This is a genomic window from Verticiella sediminum (assembly GCF_007558815.1).
In the GTDB taxonomy this organism is placed as follows: domain Bacteria; phylum Pseudomonadota; class Gammaproteobacteria; order Burkholderiales; family Burkholderiaceae_B; genus Verticiella; species Verticiella sediminum.
The window spans coordinates 92,360-112,790 of the sequence record NZ_VLTJ01000024.1 but is presented as its reverse complement, the minus strand read 5'-3'; the positions used below and the strand labels follow the sequence as shown (position 1 = coordinate 112,790).

Annotated in this window: 21 protein-coding genes; 14 read left to right on the top strand and 7 right to left on the bottom strand. The window is 68.7% G+C overall.

Features of this window, described 5'->3' with window-relative positions; genetic code table 11:
* Positions 1-262, top strand: a 262-nt coding sequence (locus FOZ76_RS12480) for a DUF4351 domain-containing protein (protein ID WP_143948592.1), incomplete at its 5' end; no start/stop codon positions are given.
* 184 nt (positions 263-446) lie between these two features.
* Here FOZ76_RS12480 and FOZ76_RS12475 read toward each other — a convergent pair.
* The 4 genes from FOZ76_RS12475 to FOZ76_RS12460 all read right to left on the bottom strand — a co-directional run bounded on the left by FOZ76_RS12475 (position 447) and on the right by FOZ76_RS12460 (position 4,742).
* A complete protein-coding gene (locus FOZ76_RS12475) occupies positions 447-1,610 on the bottom strand; it encodes a PhnD/SsuA/transferrin family substrate-binding protein (RefSeq protein ID WP_211366220.1) in 1,164 nt (387 codons plus the stop codon).
* Between the two features lie 252 nt (positions 1,611-1,862).
* Positions 1,863-2,657: an ABC transporter ATP-binding protein gene (locus FOZ76_RS12470; RefSeq protein ID WP_143948591.1), complete on the bottom strand. Its 795-nt coding sequence runs from the start codon at positions 2,655-2,657 to the stop codon at positions 1,863-1,865.
* Positions 2,647-3,627 carry an ABC transporter permease gene (locus FOZ76_RS12465; protein ID WP_246129471.1) on the bottom strand — a complete coding sequence of 327 codons (981 nt, stop codon included), beginning with the start codon at positions 3,625-3,627 and terminating at the stop codon, positions 2,647-2,649. Before FOZ76_RS12465 ends, FOZ76_RS12470 begins: the two co-directional genes overlap by 11 nt.
* Before the next feature lie 158 nt (positions 3,628-3,785).
* Positions 3,786-4,742, bottom strand: a complete 957-nt coding sequence (locus tag FOZ76_RS12460) for a TauD/TfdA dioxygenase family protein (RefSeq protein ID WP_143948590.1) — start codon at positions 4,740-4,742, stop codon at positions 3,786-3,788.
* A gap of 380 nt (positions 4,743-5,122) precedes the next feature.
* On the opposite strand from FOZ76_RS12460, the gene FOZ76_RS12455 reads away from it, so the two are divergent.
* Positions 5,123-6,115, top strand: a complete 993-nt coding sequence (locus FOZ76_RS12455; protein ID WP_143948589.1) for a LysR substrate-binding domain-containing protein — start codon at positions 5,123-5,125, stop codon at positions 6,113-6,115.
* Between the two features lie 37 nt (positions 6,116-6,152).
* Here the strand turns inward: FOZ76_RS12455 and FOZ76_RS12450 are convergent, their stop codons facing one another.
* Both FOZ76_RS12450 and FOZ76_RS12445 read right to left on the bottom strand, forming a co-directional pair.
* A complete protein-coding gene (locus FOZ76_RS12450) occupies positions 6,153-7,133 on the bottom strand; it encodes a Bug family tripartite tricarboxylate transporter substrate binding protein (protein WP_143948588.1) in 981 nt (326 codons plus the stop codon).
* Positions 7,134-7,259: 126 nt separating this feature from the next.
* Positions 7,260-8,111, bottom strand: a complete 852-nt coding sequence (locus tag FOZ76_RS12445; RefSeq protein WP_143948587.1) for an alpha/beta fold hydrolase — start codon at positions 8,109-8,111, stop codon at positions 7,260-7,262.
* Positions 8,112-8,389: 278 nt separating this feature from the next.
* Between FOZ76_RS12445 and FOZ76_RS12440 the strand changes: the two genes are divergently transcribed.
* The 5 genes from FOZ76_RS12440 to FOZ76_RS12420 are packed head-to-tail and all read left to right on the top strand — an operon-like array spanning position 8,390 to position 13,161.
* Positions 8,390-9,307: a VOC family protein gene (locus FOZ76_RS12440; RefSeq protein ID WP_143948586.1), complete on the top strand. Its 918-nt coding sequence runs from the start codon at positions 8,390-8,392 to the stop codon at positions 9,305-9,307.
* A 10-nt stretch (positions 9,308-9,317) separates the two neighbouring features.
* On the top strand, positions 9,318-10,370 hold the full coding sequence (locus tag FOZ76_RS12435) for an amidohydrolase family protein (RefSeq protein ID WP_143948585.1): 1,053 nt from the start codon (positions 9,318-9,320) through the stop codon (positions 10,368-10,370).
* A gap of 16 nt (positions 10,371-10,386) precedes the next feature.
* Positions 10,387-11,316, top strand: coding sequence for an acetaldehyde dehydrogenase (acetylating) (locus FOZ76_RS12430; RefSeq protein ID WP_143948584.1), 930 nt, complete (start codon positions 10,387-10,389; stop codon positions 11,314-11,316).
* Complete coding sequence (gene dmpG / locus FOZ76_RS12425) at positions 11,313-12,356, top strand: 4-hydroxy-2-oxovalerate aldolase (RefSeq protein WP_143948583.1); 1,044 nt, start codon at positions 11,313-11,315, stop codon at positions 12,354-12,356. Before FOZ76_RS12430 ends, dmpG begins: the two co-directional genes overlap by 4 nt.
* The gene (locus FOZ76_RS12420; protein ID WP_281282998.1) at positions 12,343-13,161 is read left to right on the top strand and encodes a 2-keto-4-pentenoate hydratase; all 819 of its coding nucleotides are present in this window, start codon (positions 12,343-12,345) and stop codon (positions 13,159-13,161) included. Before dmpG ends, FOZ76_RS12420 begins: the two co-directional genes overlap by 14 nt.
* 17 nt (positions 13,162-13,178) lie before the next feature.
* Here the strand turns inward: FOZ76_RS12420 and FOZ76_RS12415 are convergent, their stop codons facing one another.
* Positions 13,179-13,970, bottom strand: coding sequence for an SDR family NAD(P)-dependent oxidoreductase (locus FOZ76_RS12415; RefSeq protein ID WP_143948582.1), 792 nt, complete (start codon positions 13,968-13,970; stop codon positions 13,179-13,181).
* Positions 13,971-14,215: 245 nt separating this feature from the next.
* On the opposite strand from FOZ76_RS12415, the gene FOZ76_RS12410 reads away from it, so the two are divergent.
* The 7 genes from FOZ76_RS12410 (at position 14,216) to FOZ76_RS12380 (ending at position 20,426) form a co-directional block, all read left to right on the top strand.
* Positions 14,216-15,538 (top strand): aromatic ring-hydroxylating oxygenase subunit alpha, encoded by a 1,323-nt coding sequence (locus FOZ76_RS12410; protein WP_143948581.1) that lies wholly within the window; start codon positions 14,216-14,218, stop codon positions 15,536-15,538.
* A gap of 2 nt (positions 15,539-15,540) precedes the next feature.
* Entirely contained in the window at positions 15,541-16,035 is a 495-nt protein-coding gene (locus FOZ76_RS12405; RefSeq protein ID WP_170235414.1) for an aromatic-ring-hydroxylating dioxygenase subunit beta, read from the top strand.
* Between the two features lie 15 nt (positions 16,036-16,050).
* Positions 16,051-16,626, top strand: a complete 576-nt coding sequence (locus tag FOZ76_RS12400) for a carboxymuconolactone decarboxylase family protein (protein ID WP_143948579.1) — start codon at positions 16,051-16,053, stop codon at positions 16,624-16,626.
* Between the two features lie 37 nt (positions 16,627-16,663).
* A complete protein-coding gene (locus tag FOZ76_RS12395) occupies positions 16,664-17,629 on the top strand; it encodes a PDR/VanB family oxidoreductase (RefSeq protein ID WP_143948578.1) in 966 nt (321 codons plus the stop codon).
* A 262-nt stretch (positions 17,630-17,891) separates the two neighbouring features.
* On the top strand, positions 17,892-18,824 hold the full coding sequence (locus FOZ76_RS12390; protein WP_143948577.1) for a sulfonate ABC transporter substrate-binding protein: 933 nt from the start codon (positions 17,892-17,894) through the stop codon (positions 18,822-18,824).
* A complete protein-coding gene (ssuC, locus tag FOZ76_RS12385) occupies positions 18,821-19,645 on the top strand; it encodes an aliphatic sulfonate ABC transporter permease SsuC (protein WP_143948576.1) in 825 nt (274 codons plus the stop codon). Before FOZ76_RS12390 ends, ssuC begins: the two co-directional genes overlap by 4 nt.
* A gap of 10 nt (positions 19,646-19,655) precedes the next feature.
* Positions 19,656-20,426 carry an ATP-binding cassette domain-containing protein gene (locus tag FOZ76_RS12380; protein ID WP_143948575.1) on the top strand — a complete coding sequence of 257 codons (771 nt, stop codon included), beginning with the start codon at positions 19,656-19,658 and terminating at the stop codon, positions 20,424-20,426.
* The last annotated feature ends 5 nt before the right edge of the window (positions 20,427-20,431 follow it).

Sequence of the window (20,431 nt, the reverse complement as noted above, 5' to 3'; positions counted from 1 at the left end):
CGTGGCTTACGTGACGAGTGTGGAGCGCATCGGGATCGAGAAGGGGTTGGCGCAGGGGCGTCTCGAGGGCCGGCAGGAAGGTCAACGGGAAGGTCGGTTGCTCGGCATGCAGCAGATATTGCTGTCGCTGCTCGAACGCCGCTTCGGCCCATTGCCCCAGGCCGCCCGCGAGCGCGTGCAGACTGCGTCGGTCGACACCCTTCAGGCCTGGCTGCTGCGCGTGTTGGATGCGGCGGTGCTGGACGACGTGTTCGAAGATTGAGATAACCAGTCATTCGGGCTCGCCACCTCGACACCTGCACCCTACGAGCCGGACCCGCTGTGCGCTGGATCGCATCGCCGCAGTGTCATACGTGGGGATGGTGCCAACGCCATGGGAAAACTGGGAAGACAAGCGCAGCCTGGCGCAAGGACCGCCCCGAGAGGAGGCGGTTCGTCTCTTTTCCTTATCGGCTTTGGCCCGCGGCCGGGGCGTGAGGATTTTCCAGCGGACGCGGCGTCACGCCGTCGGCGGCATTCTGCCGGGCGATGATCTCGTTGAAGCGCGCGTCCACGTACGGCTTGACGTCCACCTTGCGGGTCAGCGCGCCGGTCTGCTCGAGCCCGTCGGCGATCTCCTGGAACACTTCGAGCACGCGATCGTCGACCGGATAGAAGGTGCCCAGGCCGCTTTCCTCGTGCAGCCGCTTGCCCTGATCGAAGGTCAGGCCCTGCTGTTCGACGAAGTTGGCCTGGATCCATTGGTCGGGATGGGCGGCCTGCCAGTTGTAGATCGCCACCGCGCGGCGCACGAAGTCGGCGATCGCCGGCCCGCGCGCCGGGTCGTCGAGCACCGACTTGCGCGCCACCAGGGCGTTCAGGCCCCAGTTGTGCCCGACGCCGTCGTCCAGGATGGGCGGCTCACCCAGACGGAAGTACTGGTTGCCCAGCACGATGGCCGCATCCACCGCGCCGGAGGCGAAAGTCGGCGCGACCTCGGCTCCGGCCAGTTGCACGCCCTTGACGTCCTCGCCCAGCCTCAGGCCGTGCTCGTGCAGGATGCCGGCGAGGATCATGTGCCGGCCGGTGCCCGGCGGATACGCCACCGAGCGGCCCTTGAGGTCGGCGACCGAGTCGATGCCCTTGCCGGGCTGCACGACCAGGTAGGTGCTCGCCGGGCTGCCCGGATTGGCGACCAGGGCCACCGCTACCAGGTCCTCCACGCCCGCGGCGAGCGCGATCGGCAGCGGCGCCTCGCCGATGTAGCCGATGTCCACGCCGCCGGAGACCAGGGCCTCCAGCACCGCCGGGCCGCCGTTGAAGTTGGCGAACACCGCCTCGTAGGGCACGCCCGCGCCCACGCCGGACTGCTTCCAGGGCACCGAGGCCTGGCTGCTCTGCTCGGCGATGACCAGCCGCGTACCCTTGGGCACCTTGGCGGCCAGCTCCCGGGCAAAGGCGTCGTCGGCCGCCGCGGCGTACCCCGCGGGCGCCAGGCAGGCAAGGCCGCCGGCCAGGGACGCGGCGAGCAGCCGGCGCCGCAGCGCGCTGGCCGGCTGCGCGCCGGCGCGGGCGGATGCGGCCGGGCCGGTGCCGGAATTGAAAGAGTGCGGATCGAATACGGAAACCATGGATACTTCCTGAAAGAACCGGCGATCGCCGGCGAATGTTGGCATCAAATCGAAGGGGCTTGCCGGACGGCCGGCCGGCGCGTCGCTGGAGCAATGGCCAGGCGTTCTTCATGGCGGCCGGCGCGGGGCCGGCTTCGCGGCGCCGTCCTGGATGCCCGCCTTCGCGGGCACGACGAAGACAGCGACTTCTCGCCCCGCCAGGACGTCTCGCCGCCCGGCGGGACTTCTCGTCATCCCCGCGCAGGCGGAGATCTAGGCCGCCTCGCGCACCCCCAGCTCGTTCAACAGCAGCGAGCGCAGCGCGGAAAAGCCCGCGTCGCCGCGCCGGCGCGGGTGGGGAATGTCCACCGGCACGCTGAGCGAGATCCGGCCCGCGCTCAGGACCAGCACGCGGTCCGCGAGCAGGATGGCCTCGTCCACGTCGTGCGTGACCAGCAGCACGGCGGGCCGATGGCGCCGGTACAGGTCCTGCAGCAGGCCGTGCATGCGGATCTTGGTGAGCGCGTCCAGGGCGCCGAAGGGCTCGTCGAGCAGCAGCAACTGCGGCTCGCGCACCAGCGCGCGGGCGAGCGCCACGCGCTGGGCCTCGCCGCCGGACAGCGTCCTGGGCCAGGCCTGCGCATGTCCGGACAGGCCGACCTCGGCCAGCGCCTGCAGCGCGCTCTGCTCGGTCGCGCGGCCGCCGGGCAGGCCCAGGGTGACGTTGCGCAGCACCTTCTGCCACGGTTGCAGGCGCGGCTCCTGGAATACGATGGCGCGCCGCTGCGGCACCCGCACGTAGCCCTCGACGTCGCCGTCGAGCGCGCCGAGCACCCGCAGGAAAGTGCTCTTGCCGGAACCGCTGCGCCCGAGCAGGGCGACGAATTCGCCGGGCGCCATCTCCAGCGAAAAGTCATCCAGCACCACGTGCTCGCCGAAGGCCTTGCGCACGCCGCGGGCCACCACGGCGAGCCCATCGTGGCCGCCTGCCGCGCCGGCATCCACCTGCCCCGCCCGACCCCGTTCCAGGGGCCGCAGCACGCGCTGCGTCTCATGTTCAAGTGCCATCGAAAGCCCTCCGCCACACCAGCAGGCGCCGTTCGAGCCAGCGCACCAGCGCCAGCGACGCCAAGCCCAGCACGGCATACACCGCCAGCAGCACGAAGATCACGTCGATGCGGAAATACTCCCGCGCATCGGACATCATGCGGCCCAGGCCCACCGGCGCGTTGATCGTCTCGGCGAAGATCAGCGCCAGCCACGCCCCGGTCAGGGCCAGCCGCAGGCCGACCAGGAAGCCGGGCAGCGAGCCCGGCAGGATCACCGTGGTGATCAGCTCGCGCTGCCTGACGCCGAAGGACCGAGCCGCCTCGACCAGACCAGCGTCGACGTTGCGGATCGCGCTGAAGGTATTGATGTAGATCGCCACCAGCACGCTCAGCGTGATGAGCGCGACCTTGGGTTCTTCGCCGATGCCGAACCAGGCGATCAGCACCGGCAGCAGCGCGAAGTTCGGCACCGCGCGCAGGACTTCCATGTTGGCGTCCACCAGGTTCTCGCCCCAGCGCGTCAACCCCGCGGCCACGGCGCTCACCGTGCCGATGAACAGCCCCAGCGCCAGCCCCTGGAGCACGCGCATCAAGGACACCGCCAGATGCGATTGCAGCGCGCCGGAGGCGACCAGGTCGTAGGCCGTGGCAAGCACCCGGCCCGGCGCCGGCGTGGTGCGCGGATCGAACACGTCCAGCGAACTCAGCACCTGCCAGAGCACCAGGACCAGGACCGGACCGGCCAGCCGCTGCAACCCCCGCGGCACGCGCGAGGCGCCCGCCAACGCCCCACCCACGCGGGTCGGGTCGACCAGGACGATCGCCGCGCGATCCGGCGCGGGGCCGGCCTGCGCACAGGTGGGCTCCCACGCTGCACCTTCGGCTTGCTGCCCCCCGAGGGGGCGCTTTCCGCCTTGGGGCGGCCCAGCGGCTGAAAGGGGCTCCTCCATCAGCCGGTCGGCAAGTTGCGTCGGATTCACTGCGCTCATCGCAGACCTCTTCTCAGTTGCTCCATGATGCTGCGCACCACCCCGACGGATGAAACAGGGGCAATGCGATCCAGGGCACCGCGGATCCGGCTTTGCCGGTCCGCCGGTGCCGCCCCCTTGAGGGGGCGCGCGTCAGCGCGTAGGGGGTGGGTTTCATCTTATGCAGCCGCGGTTTCACGCGGGCGGGCGGCGAGGAAGGCCTCGCCCGACAGCGACTCCGAGGGCTTGCCGTCGGGGCCGACCGGCACGTCGCCGACCAGCGTGATGCGATGCAGCACGCGGTCGAAGCCCAGATGCTCGACGTCGCGCGGCGCCAGGTGCAGCGCGGCGCGGTTGTCCCAGAACGCCACGCTGCCCGGCTCCCACTTGAAGCGGGCGGTGTACTCGGGCAAGGCCACCTGCTCGAACAGCAGGTCCAGGATGTGCCGGCTTTCGCGCGGCGTCAGGCCAACGATCTGGCGGGTGAAGCTCGGATTGACGTAGATGACTTTCTCGCCGCTCTCGGGATGCACGCGCACCACCGGGTGGATCGACGCCAGCGGCTTGCTGCGCACCCAGTCGCCGACGCGCTCGTCGCTGCGCTCGGCGTTGATGTTGGCGCCGAAGCGGTGCTCGGCGCGCAGGCCGTCGATCAGCGCGCGCAGGGCCGGCGACAGGCCCTCGTATGCCGCCGCCACATTGGTGAACTGCGTATCGCCGCCGTAGGGCGGGACCGTTTCCGCGCGCAGGATGGAATACGCCGGCGGGTTGATGAGCGGCGTCACGTCGGCATGCCAGCCCGGCCCGTTGGCGCTCAGGCGCTTCTGGTAGCTCTGGCCGTAGCGCTTGCCGTAGGCCTTGGGCGAAACGGTATGGATCTCCGGGAACTCGGGCGGCGCCACGTCGCCCTCGTAGGGATGGCCCGGGGTCACTTCGCCGAACTGGCTGCCGAAGGCGATCTGCGCGGCATGGTCGAGCTGCTGGTCGCGGAAGAACACCACCTTCCAGCGCAGAATGGCCTGCTTGATGACGCCGACCTGGGCGGCGCTCAGCGGCTTGCCGATGTCGACGCCGCGGATCTCCGCCCCCGTCCAGCCGGACTGGGGAATGACGTCGATATTCTCGATGGTGCTCATGGACGATCTCCTGAAATGGCAGCGAATGCCTGGAAAGGTCCATTATTCGCATGGCGCGGTTGGCTGGACAACGACAGCTTGGGCATTTATTAATGTACGCATATATAAATTCCCGGCGAGCGCAAGCGGGGGCTGCTAACGGCGGTGGCAGCCGCGGCTTATCCTTGCGCACGATTTGTTAGCAACCAGCCGTTCGTTGGCCGCGCCCGCGTCGTCCTCTACGATTGCAGCCTCCCCTTGTTCGGCCTGCGTTTCCGGCCGCCTCGTTCCGTGGGAAAATAGGAAACTCCGCGGTGGACGACGCGCGTTCCCCACGGTCATCGCATCCAGACCACACAAGCCGGCCGTACCGGCGTACCTCTGACGAGGAGGAGACAGGAATGCTCAAACTGCCGCCGCTCAACGCGGTGCGGGCCTTCGAAGCCGCCGCCCGGCACGTCAGCTTCTCCAAGGCCGCCGAGGAGCTCAACGTCACGCGCGGCGCCATCAGCCGCCACGTTTCGCTGCTGGAGGAATGGCTGGGAACCGAGCTCTTCCGACGCACCGCCTCGCAATTGAGCCTGACCGACGTGGGCCGCAATTACCACCATGAGGTCAAGACCGTACTGACCCGCCTGGCGTTCGCCTCCAACTACCTCGTCGACCAGAGCGTGCCCACGGTGCTGCGGCTGAACGCCCCGCCCACCTTCACCATGCGCTGGTTCATCGTCCGGCTCTCCGCATTCCAGCGCCGCCTGGCCAACGTCGACATCCAGGTCACGGCCTTCAAGACGCCGGTGAACCTGGACAGCGGCGAATACGACCTCGCCATCCGGGGCGGCATCGCCCCGCTGGATTGCTGTATATCCAGGCCGTTCCTGACCGAACTAGTGGTGCCTGTGTGCCATCCCGACCTGGTCACCGAGGGCGGCCTGCGCTCGCCCAACGATCTGCGCAACCACACCATCATCAGCTTCACCACCGAGTCCTATCGCTGGCCCGAGTGGCTGAACAATATCGGCCTACCCCGGCTCCAGCCCCAGGCGCTGCTCAAGTTCGACCCGATGTATTTCGCGCTGCAGGCCGCACTGGAAGGCTTGGGAGTGGTGATGGTGCCGCTGTTTCTCGTCATCGACGAACTCGTGACCGAACGCCTGTGCGCGCCTTTCGGCATGCTCGGCGCCCGGGCCCGCCAGTATTACGTGAGCTATCCGCACAGCGCACCCGCGCTGCCCCTGCTGGAGACCGTGGGCGACTGGCTGGTCAAGGAGGGGAACGAGACGAACGAACTGATCGCCTCATGGATCGCCTCGATGGGCTGGGACCCGCAGGCCGAGCCCGCCGGCCCCCGCCTGCTCGCGGCCGAGGACGGGTCCCGGCTGCATACGCACTGACTGGCCGGCCTCCCGAAAGGCCGGCCGCGCCCGCCGGCTATTCCGGGGTGATCGCTGCCGTGAGCATCATCTCCCGGATCTGCGGGACCTGTTCGGCCACCGAGGCCCGGAACGCTTCGGCGGAACTGGCGACCACCCGCCAGCCGCGCAGCTCGGCGTTGCGCTCCATGAAGCCCGGGTCCTGCAGCACCGCGCGGACATCGCGCTCCACCTTGGCGAGTATCTCGGCCGGCGTATCGGCCCGGGCAAGCAGACCGTACCAGGTGGTCGCTCGCAACTGGGGGTAGCCCAGCTCGGCCGTGGTCGGCACGTCGGGATACAGCTCGCTCCGGCGGTCCGAGGCTACCGCCAGTGGGACGGCCTTGCCGGTGCTCAGGATGGGCTCGCCGGTCGGGGCGCTCATGACGGACAACTGCACTTCGTCGGACTGCAACGCCAGCATCACCGGCCCCACGCCCCGGTACGGCACGGCCAGGATGCCGACCTTGGCAGCCTGCTTCAACTGCTCGAACACGAGGTTGGGCGAACTGCCCTTGCTCCACATGCCGTAGGCGAGCTTCTGCGGGTCCGCCCTGGCCAGCTCGACGACATCGGCCAGGCTTTTCACGCCCGACGCCTGGTTGGCGACGATGAGCTGGTCGGTTTCGATCAGGCGGGAGATCGGTGCGAAGGTCGTGTCGGGATCGTAGGGCAGGTTCCGATAGGTGAAGCGGTTGGCCACCAGTATCTGCTCGTTGATGAGGAACAGCGTGTAGCCGTCCGCCGGGGCCTTGGCCACGGCCGCAGCCGCGATGGTGCCGCCGGCCCCCGCCCGGCTGTCGACGTAGACCGTTTGTCCCCACAGCTTCCCGAGCGCCTGCGCCAGGACGCGGCCGAAGATATCCAGGGCCGAGCCCGGCGGCGATGTCACCACCAGTTGAACCGGGCGCTGCGGATAGGCGGACTGTGCCAGGGCCGGCGAGGCCGCGCCCAGCGTCAGGCAGGCGAGGGTACAGACGGACAGCATACGCTTGAACATGTTGTCTCCTTGTTTTCTTGTATCGATGGTGAAAAGAATATGGCTGCGGACCTCCCCTGCGGCGCCGGGTGGGCTGGCCTCGCTGGGCCTCGCCGTGCACGGCGAGGCTTGCGCTTGGGCTCGTGGTCAATTCCTGATGAAGTCGATCACCAGCCGGTTGAACTCGTCCGCGTGCTCCCACTGCGCCCAGTGGCCGCAGCGCGGGAAAACGTGCAAGGTGCAATCCGGAATGCCGAACAACAGCCGCAGACCATGGTCCAGGGGAATGAAGCGGTCGTCCCGGCCCCAGGTGCACAGGGTCCTGGCGCGGATCTCACCGAACCGGGGCGACAGGTCGGGCAGGCCCGCCGCCGGCATGCTCGCCATGAAGTTCTTCAAGTGGATACCGTCGTTCTGCATCATCGACCGCAAGCGCCCCTCGACGAGATCCTCGGTGATCTGGGCGGGGTCGTAGACGAACACGTCGATCATCTTCTGCAGATTCTCCAGCGACGGGCGGGCATACGTGTTCATGAAATGCTTGATGCCTTCCAGCGGCATGGGCATCACGATGCTGGTTCCCACCGCCCCCGGCCCCATCAGGATCAGGCGCCCCAGGCGATCGGGGTAGTCCAGGCTGAAGCTCAGCGCCGCGGCGCCCCCCATCGAATTGCCGACCAGGTGCGCCTGGTCGATGCCCAGCTCGTTCATCAGACCCGCGACCGCCCGCGCGCTCACGGCCCCTCGGGATTCATTCATCACGATGGGGTCGGACTTGCCGTAGCCGGGCATGTCCAGCAGGATGGTCCGGAATCCCGCCGCCACGAAAGCGCCGATATTGCGCGAATAGTTGCTCCAGCCGGTCGCCCCCGGGCCTCCGCCATGCAGCATGATCACGGTTTCGCCGCTGCCGGCCTCGTTGTAGTGCAGGGTCGTCTCCAGCCCGGCTTCCCGCACCATCGCATACCGGCTGGTGCCGGCCTCGGTCAATTCGGTCATCCTCCCTCCTGAACGATTGCGTATCCATGGAATATGCCCGCAAACCGAGCCGGCAGCCGGCCGCCGGGCGTGGATATGTTCCCCGCAATTGCGCCGCCGCGGGGAGCAGATTAATTGAACCGTCGTCAGGAAAACTGGCCGCGCGCGGCGCGGCCCGGGCAGGCGGGCGCGACGGGCGCCGTTGATGAAGAGAACTGCCGCCACGTCAGAAAGTTTGCCGCTGCCGCCATGCGCGCGCTCCCTAGAATGGGTCATTCAACGCAACAAGGGCAGACACGATGATCCGCTATGCACGGCTGGGCTATATCGCGCTGAACGTCAGCGACCTGGTTCGATCCGGGGACTTCTATCGCGACACGCTGGGGCTCGAGGAAGTGCGATCGGAACAGGCAGGGACTCGCCTGTTCCGCTGCAGCGACCAGCATCACGATATCGCGCTGTTCGCCGGTGAACCGGGCGTCAAGCGCATCGCATTCGAGCTGGAATCACCGGCTCAGATAGACAACCTCATGGGCAGCCTGGACCGAGCCGGCGTCGGCCACGTGCCCATTCCGGAAGGCGATCGCGCCGCCATGGCCACCGGCCCCGGCGTGCGCACGTGGGAACCCGCAGGCGGCTGCACGCTGGACTTCTTCGTCGCCGAGGCCGCGCAACGGCCGGCTGTGCCCTATCGGCCCACCGTCGCCAAGATCCTGCGGCTGGGCCATATCGTCATTGCCAGCCCGGACTATGAACGCTCCCTGGCGTTCTTTCTCGATACGCTGAATTTCAAGGCCTCGGATTCGTTCGAGGGCGCGGTGACCTTCCTGCGCTGCTTTCCCAACCCCTACCACCATTCCTTCGGCATCGGCGCCGCCGGCAGGCACGGCCCGGGCCTGCGCCACGTGGCGTTCATGGTGGAGGACATGGACGATATCGGAAAATCCTACTGGCGCCTGCAGAAGGCCGGGGTTCCCATCGTGCACGGGCCCGGCCGGCACCTGCCGTCGGGCAGCGTTTTCCTGTACTTCCTGGACCCCGACGGCATGACCATCGAATACACGCTGGGTATGGAGGAATTCCCGGAAGTCGCTCCGCGCCCGCCCAGGGCGCTGCCCATGGTGCCCGAATCGAACGACATCTGGGGCTCGGCCATCGACAAGCGCAAGGGCACGGTCGGACGGATCGAGGCCGACGCCGACCGGCCGGCCGGCTGAGCGGACGACCATGTCCACCGCCCTGTCGAGCGCCTGTCCCGCCTGTCTGGACATCCATACCCATGTCGTCCCCCGCGACTTTCCGCGCTATGCCGGCAAACACCAGGGCGCGCGCTGGCCGTCGATGGCGGCCGGCCCGGGCTGCCACCGGCACGTCATGCTGGACGGCTCGGTATACCGCACGGTGAACCAGGCGTGCTGGGACATGGCGGCCCGCCGGGACGCCATGCAGGACAGGCAGACGACCGGGCACGTCCTGTCGCCCATGCCCGAACTGCTGTCGTACTGGCTGGCGCCCGACGACGGCCTGGCGATGTGCCGTTATCTGAACGATCAGATCGCCATGCTGGCGGCCTTCGACCCCGGGCGGTTCCACGGCCTGGGCGCCGTGCCGCTGCAGGACGTCGATGCCGCCTGCAGAGAGCTCGAGCACGTCGCGCGCACGGGCCTGGCCGGCGTCGAGATCGGCACCAACGTCCAGGGCGTGCCGATCGGCGATGCGCGCTTTCTGCCGTTCTTCCAGACGGTGCGCGAACTGGACCTGGCGGTGTTCGTCCATCCCCTGCGACCGGTCGGCACGGAGCGGCTGGTCGGCCCCGCCGGACTGGCGCCCCTGCTCGCATTCCCGGGCGAGACCGGCCTGGCCGCCGCCTCGCTCATGACCTGCGGCCTGCCCGCTCGCGTGCCCGGCCTGCGGATCGCGTTCAGCCATGGCGGCGGCACCCTGGCCATGCTGCTGCCACGCCTGCAGCATGGCTGGGAAACCTTCGAGCACGTGCGCGCAGCCATGGCGGCGAGCCCGCGCGAGATGGCGCGCGCCTTCTTCTACGACAGCCTGGTCTACGACCGCGATGCCCTGCGCCATCTGGTGACGGTCTTCGGCGAGACGCAGGTCTGCGTCGGCTCGGACTTCCCGTTCCGCATCGCCGAACCGCGGCCGCGCGAGCGCGTCCTGCAGCTAGGGCTGGACGCCGATACCACCGAAAAGATGCTCCACGGCAACGCCCGCCGCTGGCTGGGCGGGACGCGGCCCTCCTCCCCGACTTCTTCCCCGACCCTCTGAACCGGCTTCCACTTCCATGCAACCACCTCTTTCCGGGCACGGCATCCGGGCCGGCCGCCTGAAATGCGCCATCATCGGCCCCGGCAACATCGGCACCGACCTGTTGTACAAGCTGCGGCGCAGCCCGATCCTGGAGCCGGTCTGGATGGTCGGCATCGATGCCGGCTCCGACGGCCTGCGCCATGCGCGCGAAATGGGCCTGCGCACCACTGCCGACGGCGTCGACGGCCTGGCTCCCCATGTCGAAAGCGACGACATCCGCATCGCCTTCGATGCCACCAGCGCCTACGTGCACGAGCGCAATGCAGGCACGCTCAACCCGCTCGGCGTCACCCTGATCGACCTGACGCCGGCCGCCGTGGGCCCGCTGTGCATCCCGGCCGTCAACCTGGATCGCTTCAGCGCGGCGCCCCCGGCCAACCTCAACATGGTCACCTGCGGCGGACAGGCCACGATCCCCATCGTCGCGGCCGTGACGCGGGTGCAGCCGGTCGAGTATGCCGAAATCGTCGCCACCGTCTCCAGCCGGTCGGTCGGCCCCGGCACGCGCAAGAACATCGACGAATTCACCCGGACCACGGCCCGGGCCGTGGAAAGCGTGGGCGGGGCCGCCGCCGGCAAGGCCATCATCATCATCAACCCGGCCGAGCCCGCGCTCATCATGCGCGACACCGTGCATTGCCTGACGCTCGGGGATCCCGATGAGACGGCCATCCGCGCCAGCCTGGACGACATGCTCGCCGCCGTGCGCCGCTACGTTCCCGGCTACCGGCTGGTGAACGGCCCGGTCTTCGACGGCAGGCGGGTTTCGGTCTATCTCGAAGTCGAAGGACTGGGCGACTACCTGCCGACGTACGCCGGCAACCTGGACATCATGACGGCGGCAGCCGTCCAGACCGCCGAACGGCTGGCCGCCAGCCTGTCGACGGCAAGGCAGACGACATGACGAGCCCGACACCGGTCACGCTGCACGATATGACGCTGCGCGACGGCATGCATCCCAAGCGCCACCAGATCACCCTGCCCCAGATGACGGACATCGCCCAAGCCCTGGATCGGGCCGGCGTGCCGTTGATCGAAGTCACGCACGGCGACGGGCTGGGCGGCGCGTCCGTGAACTACGGTTTCCCCAGGCACGCCGACGAGGCCTACCTCGCCGCCGTGGTCCCCTTGATGCGGCAGGCCAGGGTCTCGGCTCTGCTCATCCCCGGCATCGGTACCGTGGACCACCTGCGCATGGCCCGGGAGATCGGCGTGCATACGATCCGCGTGGCGACCCACTGCACGGAGTCGGACGTGGCCGAGCAGCATATCGCGCTCGCACGCACCCTGGACATGGACACCGTGGGCTTCCTGATGATGGCGCACATGGCCGAGCCCGCCGCCCTGGCGATCCAGGCCCGGCAGATGCAAAGCTATGGCGCCAACTGCGTCTACGTCACCGATTCGGCCGGGCATCTGCTGCCCGACGAGGTGACCGCAAGAATCGCCGCCGTGCGCGACGCGCTCGACCCGGGAACCGACGTCGGCTTCCACGGCCACCACAACCTGGCGATGGGGGTCGCGAACGCCATCGCCGCGATCCGGGCCGGCGCCCGCCGTATCGACGCCGCCGCCGCGGGGCTGGGCGCCGGCGCGGGCAACACGCCGCTGGAAGTGCTGGTGGCCGTCTGCGAGCGCATGGGAATCCCCACCGGCATCGACCTCTTCGCGGTCCAGGACGTCGCCGAGGATCTGGTGGTTCCGATCATGGACCGGCCCATCCGCATCGATCGCGACGCCCTCACCCTGGGCTACGCGGGCGTCTATTCGAGCTTCCTGCTGTTCGCCCAGCGCGCCGGGGAGAAGTACGGCGTGCCGCCGCGGGAGATCCTGCTGGAACTCGGGCGCCGACGCATGGTGGGCGGCCAGGAGGACATGATCGAGGATACCGCCCTGACCCTCAGCCGGCGGCGCAACGGAGGGCTCGCCCATGCCGCAGCATGACATGACCGACGCGGTTCCCGATGCGCCGGGCGTGACCGAGGCGGCCGCCCTGTTGCACGAGGCAAGCCGGACGCGCTCGCCCATCGCCCCCGTGCGCACCCTGCTGCCCGCCGGAGATCTTGCCGCGGCCTACGCGGTACAAAGGCTGAACACTCGGCGGGTCATCGCCGAGGGCGGCCGCGTCAGCGGCCGCAAGATCGGCCTGACCTCGGCCGCGGTCCAGCAGCAGCTTGGCGTGGACCAGCCGGACTACGGCACCCTGTACGCGCACATGGAATGCGCTGCCGGCGATACGGTGGCCTGGAGCCGGCTGATCCAGCCCAAATGCGAGGCCGAAGTCGCCGTCGTGCTGCAACGCGACCTCGCGCAGCCCGACCTCGGCCTCGCCGAACTGCTGCGCGCCATCGCCTACGTGCTTCCGGCACTGGAAATCGTGGACAGCCGGATCGCCGACTGGGACATCCGGCTCACCGATACGGTCGCCGACAACGCGTCCTGCGGGCTGTACGTGCTCGGCACGACACCCGTCAGCCCGCTCGGCCTGGAACTCGACCTGGTGGGCATGACCCTGGCGCGCAACGGCGACCTGGTTTCGCATGGCGTGGGCGCCGCCTGCCTGGGCCATCCAATGGCCGCGGCGCTGTGGCTGGCGCGCAGGATGGCGGCGCTGGACACGCCGCTGCGCGCCGGCGAAGTCGTGCTGACCGGCGCGCTCGGCCCCATGGTTCCCGTCGCGCCCGGCGATCGCTTCGAAGCCAGGATCGCAGGCCTGGGCCGTGTCGGCATCGCATTCGACACGGCCTAGGGCGTGTCTCGTCAAGATCAAGGCATGGCGCTGCCGCCGTTCAGGCTGAAATCCTGGCCTGTGGCAAAGGCGTTCTCCCGGCGGGCCAGGAAGGTCACGAAGTCGCAGATCTCCTCGATCTCCACCCCGCGCCCTTTGGGCACGACCTGCAGAAAGGCCCGTGCCAGTTCGCTGTCGTCGCGCAGCGCCTGCCGATGCCTTTCGGTATTCACGACGCAGGGGGACACGGTGTTCACGGTGATGTCGTAGGCGGCGAACTCCCGGGCCAGGCCCACCATCAGGCCGACGACGCCGCCCTTGGCGGCGTTGTATCCGGCATGGCCGGGAATCCCCGTGCGCAGGGAATCGGCGCCGATGTTGACGATGCGGCCATGGTTCTGCCGCACCATCGCGGGCAGCACCGCGTGGCAGCACCAGAGCGCGGTCCACAGGTTGCGTTCGAGCGTCGCGACGAGGCTGGCTTCGTCGTGCTCCAGGAACGGGCGGATGACGCCGCTGCCGGCGTTGTTGACCAGCACGTCGATCCGCCCCCAGCGGGACAGCGCGGCCTCGGCCATCGCCCGCGCCTCATCGGGCCGGGACAGATCGCCGGCATAACCCAGGCAATCCGCCCCCCCGCCCGCCTGCCGGGCGAGGTCGCGCACCACGTCCTGCACCGCGGCATCCCGGTCGGCGGCGAGGACGGCATACCCCTGGCGCAGCAAGTCGAGCGCGATGCCCCGGCCGATGCCGCCGATACCGGAGCCCACGCCCGTCACGATGGCGATGCGGGACGCGGATGTGCGGACGGTTCCATCAGTAGATTCCATGCTGGTTCTCTCATCGGTTCATCAAAAGAAGACCAGCCCATCCTGGCGGCGGGCCCCGCGCAAGGCAAATCAGGAATCCGCAACCAGCATCAGAATAATTGACCCTACATAGGTTGGCTGCTCCTCATCCCATGTGAGATAGTTTTCCCACCCCGGCGTGAAACCGCGGCCCGACCGGCAGTGCGGGAACCCGCCCCGGCGCGCGGTCCGCCGGGCTTGCAACACCCACCACAAGATACTCGATCATGACGCCAATCCAACCCATCCCGGACTCCGCGATCGGAAACCTGATCCTGGACGATAGACAGGGCGGCCGGTTCCGCGTGAATCGCCGCGTGTTCACCGACGACTCCATCCTCGCGCTGGAACGCCGGAAGATCTTCGGAAAATGCTGGCTCTACCTCGGCCATGAATCCGAGGTCAGGGAGCCGGGCAGCTACATCGCCCGGGACATCGTCGGACGCCCCATCGTGCTGGCCAGGGACAGGGACGGCCAACTGCACTGCTACTACAACGCCTGCACGCATCGCGGCGCCACGGTCTGCAGGCAGCGTGCCGGCAAGCAGCGCACGTTCACCTGTCCGTACCATGCCTGGGTCTTCGACATCCAGGGCAAGCTGGTCAACATCCCCGGCAGCGACTCGATGCCGCAGAACTGCAACGCCGACGGCAGCCTGAACCTGGCACGCGTCGAGCGCATGGAAAGCTTCCGCGGATTCGTCTTCGTCTGCTTCGACCCCGACGCCGAGCCATTGACGGACTACCTCAAGGGCGCGGCGGACTATCTGTCCTATGTGGCCGACCAGGGGCCCCAGGGCATGGAGATCATCGGCGGCGCCCAGGAGTACAGCGCGCGGGCCAACTGGAAGATGCTCTCGGAGAACAGCGTGGACGGCTATCACGGCATGAGCACGCACTCCACCTACTTCGACTATCTGCGCGGACGCGACGGCACGCGCATCCAGCGCCCACCCGGCGGGGCGGGCTGGACGACGGACCTGGGCAATGGGCACATGGTGAGCGAGTCCATCGGGGAAATGGCCTGGGGCCGGCCCTACGCGCGCTGGGTGCCAGGCTGGGGCGACGATTGCCGGCAGGAAGTCGAAGGCATCGCCGCGGAGATCTATCGCAGGCTGGGCCCGGAGCGCGGCGAAGTCGTGGTGCGGGGCGATCGCAACATGGTCATTTTCCCCAACCTGGTGGTCAACGACATCATGGCGGTGACCGTACGCACCTATTACCCGAGCGCCACCGGGGCGATGCAGATCAACAGTTGGGCCCTGGCCCCGATCGGCGAGAGCGCCTCGTCGCGGGACCGGCGGCTGCGCAATTTCGTGGAGTTCCTCGGCCCCGCCGGCTTCGCCACGCCGGACGACGTGGAGATGCTCGAGAGCGCGCAGCGCGGCTACGCCGCCGGCGCCAGCGCGCAGGCCGCATGGAACGACTGCTCCCGCGGCATGTTCAAGGATCGGCCCAGCAAGACCGACGAACTGCAACTGCGCATCTTCTGGCGCCGCTGGAAGCAGCTCATGACCGGCGGCAGCGCCGACCAACTCCAGGGACCCTGATCATGACCTCCGCACTTGCGCTGCCCGGCCGGATCGAGGCCGAGGACTATCTCTTTCACGAAGCCGATCTGATCGACACCTGGGCGCTGGACGACTGGGCCGGCCTTTTCACCGAGGACGGCGAGTACTTCGTCCCGGCCCTGGACGACCCCGACGGGGAGCCCGGCCGATCGCTGTTCTTCGTGTACGACAACCGCCATCGACTGGCCGAGCGCGCCAAGCGCCTGCTCAAGCCCGCCGCGCACGCCGAGTTCCCGCGCTCGAAGATCCAGCACCTGATCGGCAACGTGCGCGTCGTGCCGTCGGATCTGGGCGATGCGCGCTTCCTCTGCAATTTCATCGTCTACCGCAGCCGCAACGACCACACGGAAGTGTTTCCCGGCCGGGCGGTCCACGACGTGGTGCGTGCCGATGGGCAGTGGAAGATACGCCGCAAGCGCGCCGTCGTCGCCACCGATACCCTGCGCGACCAGGGTCGCCTTTCCTTCATCCTCTGACCACCGGAGCCGGCCATGACACCGCCTCGCGACACTGCCGTAACGCCGGAGAGCCTGCAATACCCGGGACGCGAATTCCTGATCCCCCGGGACCGGCTGTCGCCGGCCCAGCAGGCCTTCATCACCCGCATGGAATCGGGCCCGCGCGGCAAGGCGCCGATCAACCAGTTGGTCTGGATGCAGCACATGCCGTTCGCCGAGGTCGCCGAAAGGTTCGGCGCCTACGTATCGGCCGAAGCGCCGATACCGGCCCGGCAGAAGGAAATCTGCATACTCCTCGTGGCGGCGTTCTGGGACTCGGCCTTCGAATGGCATTGGCACGAGCGGCTGGCGCATGGCGCCGGCATCACGCGCGAGCAGATCGAGGCGATCCGCAACGGCCGCAGCGCGCATTTCGACGACGACAAGGAGCAGGCGACCCACGACCTCATGCGCGCCCTGCTGGTCGAGCGCGAGGTTCCCGATGCCTTGTTCGAGCGCAGCCTGCAAACGCTGGGGCTGGAACAGGTGCTCGACCTGGTCGGCCTTGCCGGCCTGTACGGCATGATCGCCCACACCATTTCGTTCTACCGGCTCCGGATACCGGCCTAGCGTTAGAACCGACCGGCATCCGGCAGCAGGGATTTCCATGGCAGCAACCGACTCGTTGAATGTCGTCGTCTCGCGCATCGCGCGCGAGGCCGAGACCATCATTTCGCTCGAACTGCGGCCGTCCTCCGCGGGCGCGCTGCTACCGGCCTTTTCCGCCGGCGCGCACGTCGATCTGTGCCTGCCCGGCGGCATGTCGCGCAGCTACTCCCTGATCAACCCCTGCCATGAGCGGGACCGCTACGTCATCGCCGTCCACCGGGAGCCCAGCGGGCGCGGCGGTTCGGCCTACGTCCACGATCAGGTTCGAACGGGCGACAGCCTGGCCGTGCGGCCGCCGCGCAACCTGTTCCCGCTGGTGGAATCGGCCGGCCATTCGGTGCTGATCGCCGGCGGCATCGGCATCACGCCGCTGTGGTGCATGATCCAGCGCCTGCACGCCATCGGGTCGCCCTGGACGCTGCACTACGCCAGCAGGACGCCGGCCCACGCGGCCTTCCTGGCCGCCATCCGGACCGTGGCGGCCACCGGCGGCCAGCGGTTGCATGCCGTCTTCGACGGCGCGCCAGGCGCGGCCCGCCTGGACATCGCACAGGCGGTCGACAGCGCCCCTGCCGGCTCGCACTTCTATTGCTGCGGCCCCGCCCCCATGATCGAGGCCTTCCAGGCCGCCACCCGGACGCTGCCGCCGGAGCGCGTGCACCTGGAGTCCTTCGGCGGCGCGCAGCGCGCCGACGCAGGCGGCTACACGGTGGAATTGGCCCGGTCCGGGCGCAGCGTGGTCGTGCCTCCGGGCAAGACCATCCTCGACACGCTGCTGGACCAGGGCATAGCGGCGAACTACTCGTGCCAGGAAGGCGTCTGCGGGCTCTGCGAGGTTCCGGTGCTCGCCGGCGAACCCGATCACCGCGACCACGTGCTGAGCGACGAAGAAAAAGCGGCCCAGAACGTCATGATGATCTGCTGCTCTGGCGCGAAGTCGACAAAGCTCGTGCTGGACCTTTGAGGCGCACCGTCCCGACCGCGCGCAACGCGGCGCCGGGACCGGGCGCAACCAACAGCGGATACACGGATCTGCACGGATTCGGCGCGCGCGCTGCGCATCGTTCGCGCAGCGCTTATCCGGCCTGACCATTTGCTACGAACGAGTTATTCGTTGGCCCGGCCGCCGGCGTCTTCTAGGATTCGGCATTTGACAGGACGGATCCGCGATGATCGCGACGCCAGCACGAGAAGAGACTCCCGCCCGGCCCGGCCGGCGCCAGGCCATGAGCGCCATGATGCTGGCGGTCTCCGCCGCCTGGATGGGCCTGGCGCCCCCGGCGCTGGCGCAGGGCGCGCAGCGCACGCTGCGCGTGGGCTGGCAGAAGGGGTCGAACCTGGCCATTCTCAAGGCCCGTGGCAATCTCGACGAGCGCCTGCGCAGCGAGGGCGTGAACGTGCGCTGGGTCGAGTTCACCGCCGGACCACAGATGCTGGAGGCCCTGAACGTGGGCGGCATCGACTTCGCATGCGTCGGGGAAACGCCACCCGTGTTCGCTCAGGCAGCCGGCGCAGACCTGGTCTACGTCGCCAACGAGCCGCCTGCGCCGCTGGCTGAAAAGGTGCTGGTGCCCAAGGATTCACCGATCCGTTCGGTGGCCGAACTCAAGGGCAAGCGCGTGGCGCTCAACCGCGGCTCCAATGTGCACTACCTGCTGGTGAAACTGCTGGAGCGCGAAGGCCTCGGGTACGGCGATGTGACCGTGGCGCTGCTGCCGCCGGCCGAGGCGCGCGCCGCCTTCGAGAACGGCTCCATCGACGCCTGGGTCATCTGGGACCCGTTCGCGCAGGCGGCCGTGGGGCAGATCGGCGCCCGCGTGCTGGCCGACGGCGACGGCGTGGTCAAGAACTACAACTTCTATCTATCGACCCGGCCGTATGCCCAGCAGCACGCCGACGTGCTGCGCTGGGCCCTCGAGGAGGTGCGCAAGACGGGCGACTGGACGACGCAGAACTTCGACGCCGCCGCGCAAATCCTGGCGCCGCAGATCGGCCTGAGCCCCGAGATCACGCGCGCAGCGCTCGAGAACTACGCCTACGGCGTGACGCCGATCGCCGAGGAGGTTGTCGCCAACCAGCAGGCGATCGCCGACACCTTCGCCGATCTCAAGCTGATTCCGCGCCGGCTCGATGTCTCCACCGTGATCTGGACACCATGAGCACGCTGCCTGCGGACACCGGCGCCGACGCCGTTCGCGTGCGCCAGCGGCGCGAAGGCCGCCTGCAGCGCCTGCTGCTGCCCTGGCTGGTGCCCGTCGGCCTGATCGCGCTCTGGCAGCTCGCCGCGCAATCGGGCTGGCTGTCCACGCGCATCGCGCCGGCGCCTTCGGCGGTGCTGGCCGCGGCGTGGGAACTTACGCGCAGCGGCGAATTGTTCGCACATCTGTGGGCCAGCTTCGCGCGGGCGGCCATCGGCTTTCTCATCGGCGGGGGCCTCGGTCTGCTTTTCGGCCTGCTCAACGGCGGCTCCCGGCTCTTCGAGACGCTGTTCGACACGTCCATCCAGATGCTGCGCAACGTGCCGCATCTGGCGATGATTCCGCTGATCATCCTGTGGTTCGGCATCGACGAGGCGGGCAAGGTGTTCCTGGTTGCCCTGGGCACCCTGTTTCCCATCTACCTCAACACCTTCCACGGCATCCGGTCGGTCGATGCAGGCCTGGTCGAAATGGGCCGCTCGTACGGGCTGGGCAACTGGCAGCTCTTTCGTCAGGTGATCCTGCCCGGTGCGCTGCCCAGCATCCTGGTCGGCGTGCGCTACGCCCTCGGCTTCATGTGGCTCACCCTGATCGTGGCCGAGACCATTGCCGCATCCAGCGGCATCGGCTACATGGCCATGAACGCGCGCGAGTTCCTGCAGACCGACATCGTGGTGCTGGCCATCCTGTTGTACGCCCTGCTCGGCAAGTTCGCCGACGTCGCAGCACGCGCGTTGGAGTCGCGGCTGCTCACCTGGAACGATGGCTTTCGCCCGCGATGAGGACCTTGCCATGAATGCCGTCCTGAAACCTCCCCCGACCGAAGCCGCGCAGGGCCTGTCGATCTCGGTGCGCCAGGTGGTGCGCGGCTTCGGCGCGCTCCAGGTACTGCTCGGCCTGGACCTGGCTATCGCACCTGGCGAATTCGTGGCCATTGTCGGGCGCAGCGGCTGCGGCAAGAGCACCCTGCTGCGCCTGCTGGGCGGTCTGGACGTGCCGGACACCGGCAGCATCGATATCGGCGGCGTTCCCCTGACCGGCCTGTCGCCGGAAGTCCGCCTGATGTACCAGGAGGCCCGTCTGCTCCCGTGGCAGCGCGTGGACGACAACGTGGCGCTCGGCCTGCCGGGCGACCGCGCCCATCGCCGTGCCGCCGCCCTGGCCGCGCTGGGCGAAGTCGGCCTGGCCGACCGTGCGGCGGAGTGGCCGCGCGTGCTCTCCGGCGGCCAGAAACAGCGTGTGGCGCTCGCGCGCGCACTCGCTCACCGTCCGCGTGTGCTCCTGCTCGACGAACCGCTGGGAGCGCTCGATGCGCTCACGCGGATCGCCATGCAGCGCCTGATCGAGACCTTGTGGCGCGAACACGGTTTCACCGCCGTCCTGGTCACGCACGATGTCAGCGAAGCGCTCGCGCTGGCCGATCGGGTGGTCCTGATCGACCACGGGCGCGTGGCGCTGGACCTGCCGGTCGACTTGCCGCGCCCCCGCGTCCGCGGGGACGCGCATATCGCGCGGCTCGAAGCCGAGGTGCTGTCCAGCCTGCTCGACGAACCGCAGCGCTGACGCTC